Origin of the sequence: Streptomyces glomeratus (genome assembly GCF_021462825.1) — a bacterium.
Taxonomy (GTDB): domain Bacteria; phylum Actinomycetota; class Actinomycetes; order Streptomycetales; family Streptomycetaceae; genus Streptomyces; species Streptomyces glomeratus.
In genome coordinates, this window is sequence record NZ_JAKEEB010000001.1 from 222366 (window position 1) to 237809 (window position 15444).

Sequence of the window (15444 nt, forward strand, 5' to 3'; positions counted from 1 at the left end):
CCGGAGCCAGAAGCAGAGGAGTAACCAAGTGGTGACCCAAGTCTGCCACGTGGGGCGGTCTACTGTAGCCCCTTTGTGACCTGCGTGTATGCCGGGACTAGTTGTCATCATCTGTCAACGCCGGTTCGCCTCGGGCCCGGAGACGGCCCAGGATCCGGGTCCAGCGCTTAGAAGACATCTCATCCGGCGAGTTTGCGGTAGCAGATGAGGGTGCAGGCGATGCTCGTGTAAGCGAGGAGGTGGTCGGCCTTGCGTTCGTAGCGGCGGTGCGGTCGGCGGCATCCGACGAGCCAGGCCGTGTCTTCTCCTGATCAAGCCGGGTGAAGGTCAGATGGTGAACGGCCGCCGACGGAGGAACTCGGCATCTACCCGCACGCCGAGTTGGGGCAGGACGACATGTCGCGCCCTCAACTGTGCACCCTTCAACGAGCTACGGACGCGCAGCGCACGCAGGTTTTCGCCGCCGGGCGAACTTCGAGGCGCTCCAGCGGGATCGGCTCACCGCATTGCTCGCAGCGCCCGTAGTCGCCTCTCTCCAACCGTTCCAGGGCGCGATCGAGATCGTTCAGATGCTCGCGCGCCTGGGACAGCAGGGCGGCGACGTGCGCCCGCTCGAAGGCCGTGCTCGCCCCCTCCGGGTCGTGCTCGTCGTCAATGGCCACCAGTGCGTTCGCCTCGACGATCCCTTCGAACTCACGGCCAAGGGCGGATATCTGCTGCAGCGTGCCGACACGGTCAGCCGCGAGCAGCGCCCGCACCGACTCGCCCTGGGGTGCGGAAAAAGCGGCATTGATGCATTTATCGCTCATATCGGAGGAACCTCATTGTCTTGTGCCGAATTCCCGGGTGCTCGGGCGACGATGGCCTCAGCGATGACGTGGGCGGCCACGCTGGTACTGCTTCGGCCACGGGACGTCGTCACCGAGCACGTGGGCCGCGCGGAGCGGCCAGGTCGGGTTGCGCAGCAGTTCGCGCGCGAGCATGATCGCGTCGGCCGAGCGGTCCACGAGGATCTGGTCGGCCTGCTCCGGTGCGGTGATCAGGCCGACCGCGGAGACGGGCAGGGCCGCGCCCTCGCGGACGGCTCGGGCGAAGGGCACCTGGTAGCCGGGCTCCACTTCGATACGGGCGTTGTGGACGAGCCCGCCGCTGGTGATGTCCACCAGATCGACGCCGTGGGCCACCAGGTGCCGCGACAGCTCGACCGTCTCCTCCGGGGTCCAGCCGCCGTCGGCCCAGTCCGTGGCCGAGAAGCGTACGAACAGCGGGCGGTCCTCCGGCCACTGCGCCCGTACGGCGTCGGTGACCTGGACCAGGAAACGGCTGCGCCCGTCGAGGTCGCCTCCGTACTCGTCGCTGCGGTGGTTGGACAGCGGTGACAGGAACTGGTGCAGCAGATAGCCGTGCGCGGCGTGGATCTCCAGGACCTCGAAGCCGGCGGACAACGCCCGCGCGGCGGCCTCGCCGAAGGCCCGGACCAGAGCGCGGATGTCGTCCGCGCCGAGCTCCCGCGGGGCCGGCCAGTCGCCGAACGGCAGCGGTGACGGTGCGACCGTCTGCCATCCTCCGGCCTCCGGTTCGACGTACACGTCACCCTCCCAGGGCGGTGCCGTCGACGCCTTGCGGCCGGCATGGGAGATCTGGATGCCGGCAATGGCTCCCTGCCCGTGGACGAAGTCCGTAATCCGCTTGTACGCGGCGGCCTGCCCGTCATCCCAGATGCCGGCGTCGGAAGGGGTGATCCGGCCCTCAGGTTCCACTGCCGTGGCCTCCTGCATGACCAGGCCGGACCCGCCGCGTGCCAGGGAGCCGAGATGGACCAGATGCCAGTCCTGCGGATAGCCGTCGACCGAGCTGTACTGGCACATGGGGGCCACCCAGGCCCGGTTTGGGAAGGTCGTGCCGCGGAGGGTGAGCGGCGAGAAGAGATGGCTCATCGGAGGCCTCGCAGGAGGGATGTGGGACGCCGGGTGCCCCCCCCCCAGCCGTCGAGCCGTGACGGCCTGGGTTCCTGCGGGGCGCCCCGCACGGTGGGTGCACCCCCGAGTACCCCGGCCGCTCGTGGCCCACACCACCGGCCAGGCGTGCTCACCCGCGCGGATGTCCGGGCACGTGGCGGCCCCGGGCCGTGGTCGCGTGCGCACCTGGGATTCCATGATCTGCGGCACACGGGCAACACGCTGGCCTCCCCGGCCGGGGCCGGCACGCGGGAGCTGATGACCCGCATGGGCCACAGCAGCTCGCGTGCCGCGCTGATCTACCAGCACATGACCAGCGACCGGGGCCGGGCCATCGCCGATCGGCTAGGTGCCGTGATCAGCGGCGGTGGTGGGGGAGCGGCCTCCGACCCGTCTGAGAAGGACCCTCCGGGCCCGTAGTGGCACGCCTGTGCCATGACCCCTGAAACGCCGAAGGGCCAGCCCGGGAGGAAACCCCTCCTGAGCTGGCCCTTTGCTCTGTGCCCCCGGCAGGATTCGAACCTGCGGCACCCGCTTTAGGAGTTCGATCACCAGGTAGGGACTTCCTGGCGGCTCATGTGGGGGCGGGCCACGAACGGTCTCCACGGGGTGCCTACGTCTGCTGCCGTTGATGTCAGACGTGGATGTCAGCTGGCTCCGTCACCAACCCCCACCGAACAGTGGTTGCAACTTAGCCGCTATGCCTGACTTGATCGCCAGGATGCCGCCCACGCCGGCAAGGATGGTGAAGGCGTTTGATGTGAAGTTTTTGCCCCTTACGTGCCAGTAGGTTACTCGCCAGATGGGTATGGTCTCGTCCGTCGTGAGGTTGACCATGACAGACCGGGCGGAGCGGCTCCGCTGTCAGCGGTTGCTCGTGGTGCCGATGTCGACGATGTGGTTGTACCGCTCCACCAGCACGAAAAGCTTGGTCTTCTGCGTCGTCTCCCCGCTGCCGAAGGTCAGGGCGACGACGACCTCATGGCCGTTACCCACGGCGCCGTTGTCGGTCACCGTCCACTTCCGCGGGACGTTTTGGGCACGCAGGACACCGTCCGCCCCGTGCTTCTTCTCCCAGGCCGCCAGTCGCTTGGCGAAGTCGGGCGTCAGGTAGTGCTTGCGGAGCACCGTTTCCAGTGTCGCGTCCGGGTCCGTGTAGTCGCCGATCGCGTCGATGTACGCGCCGTAGAAGTCGGCGACCCGGGTCACCACTTGGCCGCTCGTGCCGCTGACCGACTGCGGTGCGGCGGCGGACGACTTTGCGGGGGCATGGACGGATGCCTGTGCCGACACCTGTGTCGACACACCGAGTCCGACAGCCAGGACGAGGCCGGCGGCGACGGCCGCGCGGCGGCCCGGACGGCGGTGTGCGGGGGACTTCCTGTTCATGTGCATCTTCCTTTTCTGGTCCATATGTGGTTGCTCACGGCCCGGTGTCTTCGTGCCGGGGCCGTCGTGTGGCTATCGCCTTTTCGGGCCAGCGAGCGCTGCCCCGGAGTCAGGAACATCTGCTGCTGCGCGGACCCGTTCCCCCTGCCGCGGCTCGGGGCGCGATCGACGACAGCAAGTCCTGCTGAGTCGCGCCGAATGACCCTGCCAGCGGTCGATTGGCCGCCCTCCCCACCCCCGTGGCGGAGGGCGGCCTCGGTCATGCGGTCAGCGGAGCTTGTCCACGGCCCGTGATGGCCGTCTTCTTGAAGGACTTCACCGGCGCATGCCGGAAGTCGCCAGACGGGTGTCAAAGACGCCCCAGGAGGTCACCGTGTGCAGGCCGTAGCCGTGCCCGCTGTCCTCGACAGGCAGCGTGCCGTAGTCCTTCAGCGTGGCCTCGGTCTCCGGGCCCGCCTTCTCGATACGTGCGCACAGGACTTGATGTCGTTGCTCGGCCGCGAGAAGCGCCCCTTCGCCACAGGCCGTCCTGGACAACTGCACTCTGACCTGACGGACGGTCGCTCCTGTCGACTCCGGTGCGGAGCTCCCGGTACCAGGTCCGGGCTGTCGCCGCCCAGCGCCATGCGTAGACAGCGGTCCTGTTCCACCACCTCCGGTACGCAGGCGGTGACCTTGCCGACCGTTCAGGACGAGCTTGGACACGACGGGAGTTGGGCCGCCGTGAGGAAGCCGACGCCTTGGCCGCGACGTTGCCAGTGTGGCGAGCGTCGTGCCGAGGGCGAGCCCGTGACGCCGAGTGAGAGGGGCGGGCCTGCTCGGGTGCGCTGGGGCATGGGTGTCTCCCGTGGATGAGTGGATGGGTGTCGTTTGCCGCCCGTCGCCGACTGGTTGGTCCGGTCCTGGTCGGTGCGACACCAAGAGCATCAGCCGTCACGACGGCTCGGCGCAACGCCGGACGCCCGCCCGGCGAGGGTGGAACCATCCCAGCCCATCTGACGTGCAGGTATATGGACCGCCTGAGATACGGGGACACGTGGGAGGTTGGGGGAGCGGTGTCGACCGAGGACGACGTCGAGCAGTTCGCGGCGCTGCTGCGCCGGCTGAAGGACCGCACGGAGCGGAGCTACGGCTCCCTGGCCCGCCGTCTCGGCATGAACACCTCCACGCTGCACCGCTACTGCGCGGGCGAGACGGTCCCGCAGGACTACGCCCCGGTGGAGCGGTTGGCTGCCTTCTGCGGAGCAACACCGGAGGAACGCCTCGATCTGCACCGCCTGTGGCTGCTCGCGGTGACGGCACGACAGAGGCCGAGGGCGGGTGACGAGGCAGCGGAGCCGACAAAGACCGAAGGAGCACTGAAGCCGACAGGGGACGAGCGGGCTTCGGGTCCGGACAGCCGGACGGCGGGGCGTGCGGGTGGCAGCACGTGCAGTGTGGGTGGTGGCGCCGACGGCATCGGTGGTGACGGGGGCGGCACGAGCGGTTCACCACCGCGACTCGATGCGGGCGCCCCCGACGCCGCACTGGCTGCTCCCGACGCTCCCGGACCGGGCAGTTGCGAGTCGACGGCCCAGTGGGATGCGGTCCGCTCAACTGGACGGCCCTGGTACCGCCGTCGCCGTACCGTCGTCGGCGCAGCCACGGCGACCGTACTGCTGGTGACGCTGGGCAGTATGTCGGCGCTGTCGGCCGACCGGTCTCACGACAACTCCGCCAAGGCCCCCGGTCAGTCCCGTACGACAGGAAGCGGTACGTCACACCACCCCTCGGCCACTGCGGCCAGCCCCTCCCGCGGCCGTTCTTCGGCCTCGCCCTCCACAGGAGTACGGGCTTCGGGGAGCCCCGAGTCGAAGGGCGGATCGTCGGCGGAGACGAAGAGCGACGCCCCCGTGCCAACCGGTGTGCCGCTCGCGTGGACCGCCGACTCGCAGATCTGGGACGGCGGTTGCGGGCACGACTACGTCATCGGCAAGGGGCCGGCCCAAGTGCCCCAGCCGCCGGTAGAGCAGGACTCCGGAGTGTGGGCAGCGACGCAGCAGGCGGTACCTGGGCGGCAGACGATGGTGCAGATCTCGGTGCAGGGGAAGTCGTCCACGGCCGTGGTCCTCGCGGCCCTCCGGGTCCGTATCGTCAGCCGCGGCACCCCGGTCACCGGCAACGCGTACGCCATGGGCCAGGGCTGCGGCAGTGATCTGCCGCCCCGCAACTTCTCCGTGAACCTGGACGTCGACCGCCCGATCGCCCACGCGCGCCCCGGCAACGACAGCGGAAAGCCCGTCCCCGCGGTTCAGTTCCCCTACCGCGTCTCCGCCGAGGACCCGGAGGTGCTGCAGGTCACCGCGACGACCGAGGCCTACGACTGCAACTGGTACCTGGAACTGGACTGGTCATCCCAGGGCCGCACCGGCACGGTCCGCATCGACGACCACGGCCACCCGTTCCGCACCAGCAGCATCAAGGGCCTGCCCCACTACTGGTACGGCACGAACGACCACGGTGTGCGTCAGTGGGTACCCACCGACTCTTGAGGGAACGTGGAAGCCGCTCGGGCCGTTTTCGCGATGTGACCGTTCCCCGTCACCCAGGCCCATGCTGCTGGAGGGGCCGGTTGCTGCCGCTTCGGCCAGGAACGCCCGCCGCGTTCCACTCAGGTTCGATGTCGGCTCAGGCATGACACCTGTCATATGCAATACCGGATGCAGAGCACTGGGGCTCGCGGGTCGACGTCCGTACGGTACTTCCCATGACGAAGAGCAACGGGGAGAACCCGCAGAAGACCGACATCAAGGTGAGCCTGATCGGCGGTCATCGCCTGGCAGGAGCCACCCTCCACGAGAGGACCGTCACCACTTCCCTCATCGGTGGTGCCGACGTCGATCTGACGGACATCGACATCCCGGACGGCACCGAGCTGCGCATCACCAAGGTGAGCCTGATCGGCGGCGTCAGCCTCAAGGTCCGCCGCGATGTCCGGGTGGAGGTCCACGGGCTGCGCCTGGGCGGAGTGAAGGACGATGGCCCGAGTGAGCCGGGTGGCCCGACGGTCCGGATCGACGCCTGGGGCCTGGTTGGCGGCGTCAGCGTCACCCGCGCCTAGCTAAAGTTCAAAGAAGCCACCAACCTGCCACAGGCAGATGACAGATGATGGATCGGCAGACGAGACGCAGATACCGCTGGGGTCGTGGCCAGTGGACACGGTGCGTGACCGTCGCCCGCGCCGTATCTTCACTGCATGCTGGAAAGGTGCACGCTTTCCAACTGTCCGCGCGGCCGTCCGGGGGCGTTCGATCACCGGACACAGACCCGGACAGTGAGGTCGCTCCCTGGCCGCCCCGCCGGGCGTCGTCGGGTTGTCTGATCGTAATCCCGTCAGGGCGGACTGGGACTTCGTTGATCGGCTAACGTCTACCGCACAAGCGGCCGGCAAGATCCACCACGGCCACAGGGGGTGACGCGGGAGCGCGTCCGGCCTCATCGGGGCGTCGCGCGGCGGCAGATCGTCACATCAACGAGGGGGAGACGTGAGGGCATTGACCCGGACGTCGACTGAACCACTGCACGGAGGTCGCCGCCGCAGAGGCGGCGCGGGCCTCGCAGTCGGTGCGGCCGCCACGATTCTGGCGGCCGCTGGTACGGCCATCCCGCTCGCCGTGGACGCGCCGCCCGTGTGGGCCGCTCAGGCGGCGACCGCGGCGGACTCGTCCCAGGGGGTCGTGATCCCGCCCGCCGAACGGGCCACACCCCGTGCGGACACCCCGCTGGCGGTGGGCAGCACCGGTTTCCTGCACCAGCAGGAGGGTCGGGACGGCTACACCTGGACCGACTTCGCGAGCGGCACCTCGACGCAGGTGCCCGGCCTGCAGACCCTGCCGGCCGGCGCGCTCGTACGCCCCGTCGGCGCCGACGGAGACCTGCTCGCCGTCTCACCGAGCCCGGCCCGGGGCAACGCCTGGTACACCCTGCTCGATCCGCACACCGGTGAGCGCCGGGAGGCGCAGCTCCCGGCCGGCTACACGTTCCGGGGGACCGTCGCGGGCAAGGTGCTGGCCCTGGAGTCCGCGACCAGCACCACCAGCTCCGCCGGTGTGCTCCTCGACACCGGCACCGATCCCGCGCAACCGCTGCGCATCACCGGCTTGCCTGCGGGTGCGCAGCTGAGCAGCCTCTCACTGCAGCAAGGTGCCACGGACGACCGCGGCGCGGTGATCTCCTTCCGGCAGGACGGCGCGTACCGCTACGGCCTGCTGGACCCCGGGACCGCCGAGATCACCCCTCTCCCCGAGACGATGAGCGGCGAGGGCCTGCGCATCCTGCTGAGCGCCGACCGCGTCGCCTGGTGGAAGCACGGCTTCACCGGGCTGCGCTGGCTGCCCCGCGGTGACGTCTCCTCCGGGGCGCAGGAGTTCCCGCTCCCCGACGACGCGGCTCCCGTGGCCCTCCTCGGCGGCACCCTCCTGACCTCGGGCCCGGACACCAGCTCGGGCACCACGCTCGGCCGGCGGCTGACGTCCCGGCCACTCGACGGCGGGGAGCCGAGCACCGCACTCGACCACATCGCGCTCGTGTCGGACTACCCACCGCAGACGGCGGACGGGAGCGCCCTGCTCGTCGGCGGCTCCGGCACCGGCGACTGGGCGGTGCACCGCTTCGCCGCCAGCTCCGACGGGTCGCCGGCGCACGAGGTGGTCCAGCCGCTGCCCCCGGTGATCGCCAAGGTCCTGGGACTGAACCTGTACCGGGGCACCCTCAATCGAGCGGACAGCATGGAGGGCAAGCTCTCCCTCTACCAGCAGGACGTCGGTACCGGGCCGGTCCCCGTCGCGGGAGCGGCCAAGCCCCTGCCCGCGGGCATGCCCACGTCCGCCGTGCGCTGTGCGACGGGTGAGGACTGCGTGCGGATCGTGGAGGGCAACTGGTACGGCCTGTCCTTCCTGTCCGAGACAGCAGGGCAGACGTACCTGGAGACCCGCGTGGACGCCTACACGTCGCACGTGCAGATGCCGTTGCCCGGCAGCGGCGGCGAGGTAAGGGATGCGTCCTCCTCGTACGTGGTGGTGGACGGCGGGTCCCCGAAAACCCAGTACCTGATCTACCCGGGCTACCACAAGGTGGTACGCAGCCGCCCGGTGCAGGCCGCGGCGCTCTGGTACTCCACCCTGTGGAGCGCGACCCCCGGCAGCCCCGGCACGCTGACCGCGGAACGGCTGACATCGGACGCGGCCACTCCCGGCAAACCCGTCCGCACCGTGCGGACCGGTGCCGCCTGCGTGCCCACCGAACTGCAGGCGACGGCGCGTTGGCTCTACTGGTCCTGCGGTCCCGACAAGCAGGCCGGGGTGTACGACCTGACGAACGACCGCGGCTTCGCCGTGCCGTCGGGCCCCGCCATGCTCGGTGACGGCTACGTGGTCCGGCACGACCGGGACGCGGGCGAGCTCAAGCTGACGGACTTCCACACCGGCAGCCCGCTCGCGGAGCGCTCCATAGCCGCCCTCCCGGCCGGGACCCTCGCGGACGACCGCAGGGTCACGTGGACCGTGGACAAGTACAGCGGCCACATCGCCTACGTGGACGCCGATCGTCGCGTGCATGTGAGCGCGGACGGGGTACCGGACTCCGCTCCGGTGATAGGGGAGGCGTACACCTCCGGGAGCGTCGCGCCGAGGACCGTTTCGTCCACCTACTCGACCTGGACGGCCTCGTTGCTGCTGAGCCGCCCAGTGGACTCCTGGGAACTGGGCATCGTCCAGAAGACGACCGGGCGGCGGGTTGCCGTGGTGCGCGGTGGCGCGGAGCGCGGTCTCAACGGCATCTCGGCCTCGTGGAACGGCCGGGAGCCGAACGGTGCACCCGCCCCGAGCGGTCTCTACACCTGGCAGCTGACCGCAAAGTTCAACGGCGGAACCACGCCGGTGCGCGTGGGAAGCGGCGGCCTGGACGTGATGTGCGGCGCCCTGCCGACCCATGTCTACGACTGCGACGGGTTTCCGGACATGGTGGCGGTCCGGAAGGACGGCCGGACCGACTCATGGGAGGGGCATCCCAAGGGGTACTTCTACAACCGCAGCTACACCGCGGACTGGCCGACCTCCTCCACCCTGGTGCCGGTCGGCGACCTCAACGGCGACGGGTTCGCGGACATGCTGGTCTGCAACTCCACGGGCGAACTGCGTGCGTACTGGGGCTTCGGGCAGGTGTACTTCGCCCGGGGAACCAACAAGTCCACTGTCATCGGCACGGGCTGGGACAAGTACAACCTGCTGACGTCGTCCGGAGACCTCAACCGTGACGGCCGGTCCGACCTGCTGACCCGTGACCGGTCCGGAGTCCTGTGGTTCTACGCCGGCACCGGCAAGGGCACGTTCAAGGCCCGGGTGCGCATCGGCACCGGGCTGTCCGGTTACACGGCGCTGGCGGGCGTGGGCGACCTCAATGGCGACGGAACCGGAGACCTTCTCGGCCGGGACAGGGCCGGGAACCTCTATCGCTGGTACGGCAACGGAAAGGGCGGCTTCGGGGGGCGCGTGAAGATCGCCTCGGGCTTCAACGCCTACAACGCCCTGGTCGGCGTCGGCGACCTGACTCAGGACGGACGCAACGACCTCGTCACCCGCGACACCGCAGGCAACCTGTACCGCTGGCCGGGCAACGGCAAGGGCGGCTTCGGCGCACGCGTGAAGATCGGCAGCGGCTGGGGCGTCTACAAGGCGCTGTACTGACGGTCCGCAACAGCAACCTCCAGCCCTGCACTGCCAGAGGGGTGCCCCCGTGTCTAGGGCACCCCCTGGCGGCCGGCGATCTGTGGGAAGAGTCGGACTACGTGTTCACCAAGCCGTTGGGTGGGCCGCTGAGCCCGAACACGGACTATCACGAGTGGAAGCGGCTGCTGGAAGACGCGGGAGTGCGGAACGGCCAGCTGCACGACGCCTAGCACCGAGACACCGACTCTCTACGGGTCTGATGCAGGCTTTGAGGTCTGGCCTCATCCTTATCAGGTCGGTCGCGGTGCGCCCCGACATAGGTCAACCGCCCACTATTCCTCAGGAAGGCATGTGCGGAAGATCGTCCCTGGCCGCTGATGTCCGCACCTGTTGGTGTCAGGTGTTGGTGTCAGTTGGCGGGGCTTGGGTGCGCCTCTTTGGGTGGAGAGGGCTCAGGAGACGGCGGCGTCGTTCACGGTTTCTCGAATCTCCAGCACGGTGTCGGTTCCGGTGATCTCAAACAGGCGCTGAAGCTGCTCCGGCGGCGCGGCCACGCGCAGGGTGCCCGTTTGGTGGGCAAGGATCAACAGGTTGAGGAACGACGAGTCCGCGAAGTCGACGCTGGAGGCGTCCAGGATCACTTTCGGGTGCTTCCTGACGGCGGCGTCCAGTACGGCCGCCAGAGGCGGGATCGAGTGCATGTCGTAGGAGCCGTGAGGGGCGACCACCCAGGCGCCACAGCACTCGTACTGATGCACCGCAGTCGCCAGGTCAGGCCCGCTGACGTGGGCCGACCAGTGCTTGGCACCAGCGCTACTCATGAGCTTTGGCATGACGGCCTCATTCCAGGACACCTTCGAAGCTCCTTATCGCTGCGCCTCAGCGCGGAGCACGCCAGCAGTTACCGGAAAAGTATGTCATGTATTTGGTTTCGTCAATAAGGGCCCTCTAAGATGCTGGGCATGGTTGGAGTGCCCGAACCTCACAGCGGATGGACGTTCATCACCAGCCACGCGCGCGTACTGGCGGCCATCGCCGACAACCCGAACGTCCGGATCCGCGACATCGCCGCCCACTGCCGGCTCACGGAGCGCGCCGTCCAGCGCATCATCTCCGATCTTGAGCAGGACGGTTACCTCTCCCACACTCGGGACGGGCGCACGAACACCTACCGCATCGAGCCCGACAAGGTGCTGCGCCATCCGGCAGAAGCCGGCCTCTCCGTAGCCTCCCTGCTGTCCCTGCTCGTACAGGATGAGACCGATCGGGGCAAAGCGCTGGGGCCGACCATGGCACATACCCTCTAAACGCACCACTGACCCCAGCTCCCATCCCGTACGCCGTCGACCCACACACCGTGGAGCGGGCGTGGTTCCTGGCGTCCAGGTGGAGCGCGCCACTGTACGAACGACCTGGACGCCAGGGGCCGCGTCTGCTCGGTTCTGCCTGGGGCGATGGTGTGCGGGATGGGAGCCCCCGGCATCCGCCACGACGGACCCGCGGTCGGCGACGGCGCCCCCTCCATCCCGGTGCCGGCCGATCCCCCGCCGGAGGCACTGTTCTGACCGTCGCGTATGCAGTGATCGACTCATGGCCACCGGCCTATCCACCAGTGGGCGCGCGTCGGCGCAGCGCGGGCGGAGCGGGCCGAAGGCAGGAGCGTCGCCCGGAGCGGAGCCGGGAAGCGCGCCCGGCGGAGCGGAGCGCAGCCGGGGCTTGAACCCGTGAAGAAAGTTGTTACTCAGGACTCTGCGGAGACTCGCCAAAGGGGCGCGTCGTATCGCTCCGGTCGGCTGTTGATGAGGAGCCGGCGTAGGTCGTCGCGTTGTGCGCCGTTGAGGTTCAGGGCCTCGGTGATACGGCGGAACGTCGTGTGTGTGGCTCCCCGGGCTCGGGCTTCGGCCTCGAACTGGTCGAGTTGGGCCAGTGTCGCCTCCGGGTCCGGCTTCGTCGGCGGCTGGTCCTTGAGCCACAGGGCTTTGTTGCGCTCGTAGTCGATCTCCGAGTAGCCGCAGATCTCGCGGCTGTGCGCCTCGACTTCCTCCAGGGTCTCGGTCGCCATGATGGCCTGGGCCAGCTGGTTCCGGCTGACTGCCTCGTCCAGGTCGACCTCATGCACGGTCGGACTCTCGTCCGTAAGCGGTACGGGGAGCCCTGCGTCTCGGATCTCGCAGGTCCCTCGGACGCCTCGGGCCGCCGCTGCGAGCACGCCGGTCGCCTCCGACGGGTGCCACTCCAGAACCGTGCTGATCAGGCGACGCGCTCAGACGAGCCCGCCCACCGCGCAACACAGCGAAACGACGCGGACCGTGATTCGTCCGTGGCCCTTGCACTGGGTCTTACGCAGAGTAGCCTCGGGCCATGCCCGAGACCTCGGTGGCACATTTCTATGATGAGCTGGCCGATGACTACCACCTGATCTACGCAGACTGGGACGCAAGCATTCGTCGGCAGGGAGACGCCCTGGACGGCCTGATAGGCCAGGGCAACGCGTCGGTGCTCGACTGCTCCTGCGGCATCGGCACGCAGGCCATTGGCCTGGCGCTGCGCGGGCACCGCGTCACCGGCACGGACCTCAGCGTCCGCGCCGCCGCCCGCGCTGCCCGGGAAGCCGCCCACCGCAATGTGACGCTGTGCACGGCCGCTGCCGACATGCGACGCCTGCCATTTCCCGAAAGCCGGTTCGACACCGTCGTTTGCGCCGACAACGCCCTGCCCCATCTGCTGACGGAACAGGACGTCCACGCCGCCCTGGCAGAGATGCGCCGCGTACTGCGTCCCGCCGGTCTGCTGCTGCTCAGCACGCGCCCCTACGACGAGCTGCTGCGCAACCGACCCGCTTCGGCGCCTCCACAGGTCCACAAGCCCGCTGACGGAGGAGAACGGACCGTCACCTTCCAGCTCTGGCACTGGCACGAGGACGGCGAGCACTACGACGTCGAGCACTTCCAACTGCTGCCGACCGGCGGAGATTGGCGCGTCAAGGTCCGTCGGACCGTCTACTGGGCGCTCGGCCAGGACCGGCTGGCCGACCTCGTGACCGCTGCGGGGTTTGTGGACCCCGAGTGGCGGATGCCGCACGAGACAGGTTTCTTCCAGCCGCTGCTTGTGGCGCGCGCCGGCAAGTAGGTGATCTCACCGCCTTGCGGGCCGTTTGCCACGCCGCTCAGGAGGCGTCCTGGCCACCAGCGATCACCCGCGATCACCCGCGTTGATGTCAGAAGTAGATGTCAGAAGTAGATGTCAGAAGTAGATGTCAGAAGTAGATGTCAAAGGCCCCAGACCATGATCGGTCCGGGGCCTTTTGGCTGGTGCCCCCGGCAGGATTCGAACCTGCGACACCCGCTTGAGGAGTTCCTTCCGGCGGTCCAAGGGCTGGGTACTCGGCTCGCTGGCGTCCTGCACCGTGTCCGGCCTCGACTTCCCTTGTACGGCAGGGTGCACCAGTGTTGCCGTCAAAGACTGCAGTCAGACCAGCGACCTCGATGTCCTGGGTTTCGACCGCCCGTTTTTCAGGACTGATCAGCGGGGTGCTCACCTCAACTGGCTCGTGGCTGAGCGGTCGTTGGTAGTCGTTGTCTGTCGCTGGTGGTCAACCTCGGAGCTTCCAGGCAGGTTCCGGCTCCACAGCCGTTCTTGCCGATGCAACGACGGTGGTCACCCCCCTCCCAAGTCCGTAGACCGCTCCTTCACGGCATGGGACCGTGTGGCCATGACCGAGGGAGAACGCGAGACGCTCGCTATCGCACTTGACCATGCATGGCGTTGGTACGAGAATCGACGAAGCCGCGCATTGACTCTGCTTCAGACACTCATGCTCTTCATGGCGATTATGGGAGCGGCGTATGGTGCCGCCATTCAGGCGAAGCTGTACGGCTTAGCCGGCTTCCAATGCTTATTGATCGCACCCATTTTGATTGCAGTTGAGCGGGAAGGCACACGGCTGCGCCGGTCAGCGGAACTTGCTTCCGAAGCCATCGCCGAACTGCAGGACCGTCTGGCCAACGTGCTAGCAACGGAAGTGCTGCGCCTGCGTCGACGCGAACTTACAAATCAAACAACTCGACCTCGCCCCAACGGTGCCAAGTGGCTGATGTACGTGAGCGCAGGGGGCGCCCTCGCAGGCTCCGTCTACACCTGGGTCTTCCTGCCCTAGGTAACTTCCAGCACTAGAGGTTCGGCTCTTCAAAGGGGGTGACCGCGCGTACCGCGGTTCAGCCCCTCCCGAAGAGCCTTCCCGTTCCTCAACTCTGCTTCACTGATCGGCACCTGCGCCGGTACCCGAAGCACCGTCTCTGAGCAGGGGAAGAGCCGTCGTCGACTGTCGTCATCCGCCATCGTCGGCCGCCCTCGGACGGCCCAGAGACGGCCCGAGCGGGGGTGTCGCGGTGCGCCCCGCGATGCGAACTACGGGCGGGACGATCACTTGACGAGAGGTAGTTGAACCGTGAAAATTCACCCGCGGCGGCGTGGCCTAGGGGAGGCACCGAGAAGCTGTCGCACTGGGGAGGATTGAGCAAGTGAGCGAGACGGACGAGCTGCCGGTCGAGGGACTGGTGGCGGAGGTGCCGGAGATCGAGGAGAAGCGAGGCGGGGGCAAGCTGAAGTTCCTCGCGGCGGGTGCGGCCGGGGTCGCTGTCCTGGCCATCGCTGCTGCGGTGACCGTGGGGATGTACGGACAGAGCCAGGTCGACGCCGCGCGCGAGGGAGAACACAAGGCGCAGGCCGAGGCGAAGGCGCTGAAGAACCAGCCGCCGAAGACGGTCACGAAGACGGTGACCAAGAAGGTGCCGACGTTCGGGAAGTCCACGCTGATGGGGATTTTCGCGTCGGGTGCGATCCAGCAGGGCACGTACGACAGCGCGGGCAACCAGGTGTTCACCCCGAACGACTCGACGTGCTCCGACTTCTACACGTCGCTGAGCAACCAGTACACCTCGATCGCGATCGACCGGGGCGAGTTCATGCAGGCGTGCCTGACGAGCGTGACGCAGACACTAAAGAAGAACACCACTCCGTAATCGCTGCGTGCGTCGACGTTGATCATCACTGAACACCCTTCCGCGCGCCGAGGAAGGCCCGGGAGCGTGCTCACAAGCCGGTCTACTGATCAGCCTTCTGGCTGACCAGTGGTCCTGACGAAGCCCACGGCTGTGACCAGCTCGGATGCCGTGGGCTTCCTTCGGTGACCTGGAATCGCACGGCATATGGTTTTCTCGTTGGTGCAGCGGCGGAGGTCCACGAGGTCGGCGGAACGGCTTTGGGCTCGCGCCAATTTGGCTGCCTAAAGCCGTGGAGCCGGCCGCCCCAGCCACAGAGGGGTTCTCTACCTCAGCCCGCATGCACGCAGCGCGCCGCCGGACGCGGCCAGCCGGGGCGAAGACAGACATCCG

General features: G+C 68.2%; 12 protein-coding genes and 4 pseudogenes. 9 read left to right on the forward strand and 7 right to left on the reverse strand.

The window, feature by feature from the left end:
- Positions 1-179: 179 nt before the first annotated feature.
- From LZ604_RS00990 to LZ604_RS01000, 3 genes and pseudogenes are all read right to left on the reverse strand, one after another.
- Positions 180-296, reverse strand: a pseudogene (locus tag LZ604_RS00990) (IS5/IS1182 family transposase); the annotation flags it as partial.
- A gap of 126 nt (positions 297-422) precedes the next feature.
- Positions 423-809 carry a TraR/DksA family transcriptional regulator gene (locus LZ604_RS00995; RefSeq protein ID WP_234511430.1) on the reverse strand — a complete coding sequence of 129 codons (387 nt, stop codon included), beginning with the start codon at positions 807-809 and terminating at the stop codon, positions 423-425.
- A gap of 57 nt (positions 810-866) precedes the next feature.
- Complete coding sequence (locus tag LZ604_RS01000) at positions 867-1937, reverse strand: NADH:flavin oxidoreductase/NADH oxidase (protein WP_234511432.1); 1071 nt, start codon at positions 1935-1937, stop codon at positions 867-869.
- Positions 1938-2150: 213 nt separating this feature from the next.
- Here LZ604_RS01000 and LZ604_RS01005 point away from each other — a divergent pair.
- Positions 2151-2378: pseudogene (locus LZ604_RS01005) on the forward strand (site-specific integrase); the annotation flags it as partial.
- A 444-nt stretch (positions 2379-2822) separates the two neighbouring features.
- Here LZ604_RS01005 and LZ604_RS01010 read toward each other — a convergent pair.
- Together LZ604_RS01010 and LZ604_RS01015 are read right to left on the reverse strand one after the other, a co-directional pair.
- The gene (locus tag LZ604_RS01010) at positions 2823-3347 is read right to left on the reverse strand and encodes a hypothetical protein (protein WP_234511434.1); all 525 of its coding nucleotides are present in this window, start codon (positions 3345-3347) and stop codon (positions 2823-2825) included.
- Between the two features lie 315 nt (positions 3348-3662).
- On the reverse strand, positions 3663-3890 hold the full coding sequence (locus LZ604_RS01015) for a hypothetical protein (protein WP_234511436.1): 228 nt from the start codon (positions 3888-3890) through the stop codon (positions 3663-3665).
- 467 nt (positions 3891-4357) lie between these two features.
- On the opposite strand from LZ604_RS01015, the gene LZ604_RS01020 reads away from it, so the two are divergent.
- The 4 genes and pseudogenes from LZ604_RS01020 to LZ604_RS01035 form a co-directional block, all read left to right on the forward strand.
- Positions 4358-5878: a helix-turn-helix domain-containing protein gene (locus LZ604_RS01020; protein WP_267970787.1), complete on the forward strand. Its 1521-nt coding sequence runs from the start codon at positions 4358-4360 to the stop codon at positions 5876-5878.
- 215 nt (positions 5879-6093) lie between these two features.
- Complete coding sequence (locus tag LZ604_RS01025) at positions 6094-6447, forward strand: hypothetical protein (protein ID WP_234511441.1); 354 nt, start codon at positions 6094-6096, stop codon at positions 6445-6447.
- Positions 6448-7000: 553 nt separating this feature from the next.
- Entirely contained in the window at positions 7001-10069 is a 3069-nt protein-coding gene (locus LZ604_RS35970; RefSeq protein WP_234511443.1) for an FG-GAP repeat domain-containing protein, read from the forward strand.
- A gap of 68 nt (positions 10070-10137) precedes the next feature.
- Positions 10138-10278: pseudogene (locus tag LZ604_RS01035) on the forward strand (site-specific integrase); the annotation flags it as partial.
- 225 nt (positions 10279-10503) lie between these two features.
- On the opposite strand, the gene LZ604_RS01040 reads toward LZ604_RS01035, so the two are convergent.
- Complete coding sequence (locus LZ604_RS01040; RefSeq protein WP_234511446.1) at positions 10504-10872, reverse strand: STAS domain-containing protein; 369 nt, start codon at positions 10870-10872, stop codon at positions 10504-10506.
- Between the two features lie 141 nt (positions 10873-11013).
- On the opposite strand from LZ604_RS01040, the gene LZ604_RS01045 reads away from it, so the two are divergent.
- The gene (locus tag LZ604_RS01045) at positions 11014-11358 is read left to right on the forward strand and encodes a helix-turn-helix transcriptional regulator (protein WP_234511448.1); all 345 of its coding nucleotides are present in this window, start codon (positions 11014-11016) and stop codon (positions 11356-11358) included.
- A gap of 434 nt (positions 11359-11792) precedes the next feature.
- On the opposite strand, the pseudogene LZ604_RS01050 reads toward LZ604_RS01045, so the two are convergent.
- Positions 11793-12302, reverse strand: a pseudogene (locus LZ604_RS01050) (DUF1152 domain-containing protein); the annotation flags it as partial.
- 110 nt (positions 12303-12412) lie between these two features.
- On the opposite strand from LZ604_RS01050, the gene LZ604_RS01055 reads away from it, so the two are divergent.
- The 3 genes from LZ604_RS01055 (at position 12413) to LZ604_RS01065 (ending at position 15072) form a co-directional block, all read left to right on the forward strand.
- Positions 12413-13180 carry a class I SAM-dependent methyltransferase gene (locus tag LZ604_RS01055; protein ID WP_234511450.1) on the forward strand — a complete coding sequence of 256 codons (768 nt, stop codon included), beginning with the start codon at positions 12413-12415 and terminating at the stop codon, positions 13178-13180.
- Positions 13181-13763: 583 nt separating this feature from the next.
- Positions 13764-14207, forward strand: coding sequence for a hypothetical protein (locus LZ604_RS01060; protein WP_234511452.1), 444 nt, complete (start codon positions 13764-13766; stop codon positions 14205-14207).
- A 364-nt stretch (positions 14208-14571) separates the two neighbouring features.
- Positions 14572-15072, forward strand: coding sequence for a hypothetical protein (locus LZ604_RS01065; RefSeq protein WP_234511454.1), 501 nt, complete (start codon positions 14572-14574; stop codon positions 15070-15072).
- Positions 15073-15444: the final 372 nt, after the last annotated feature.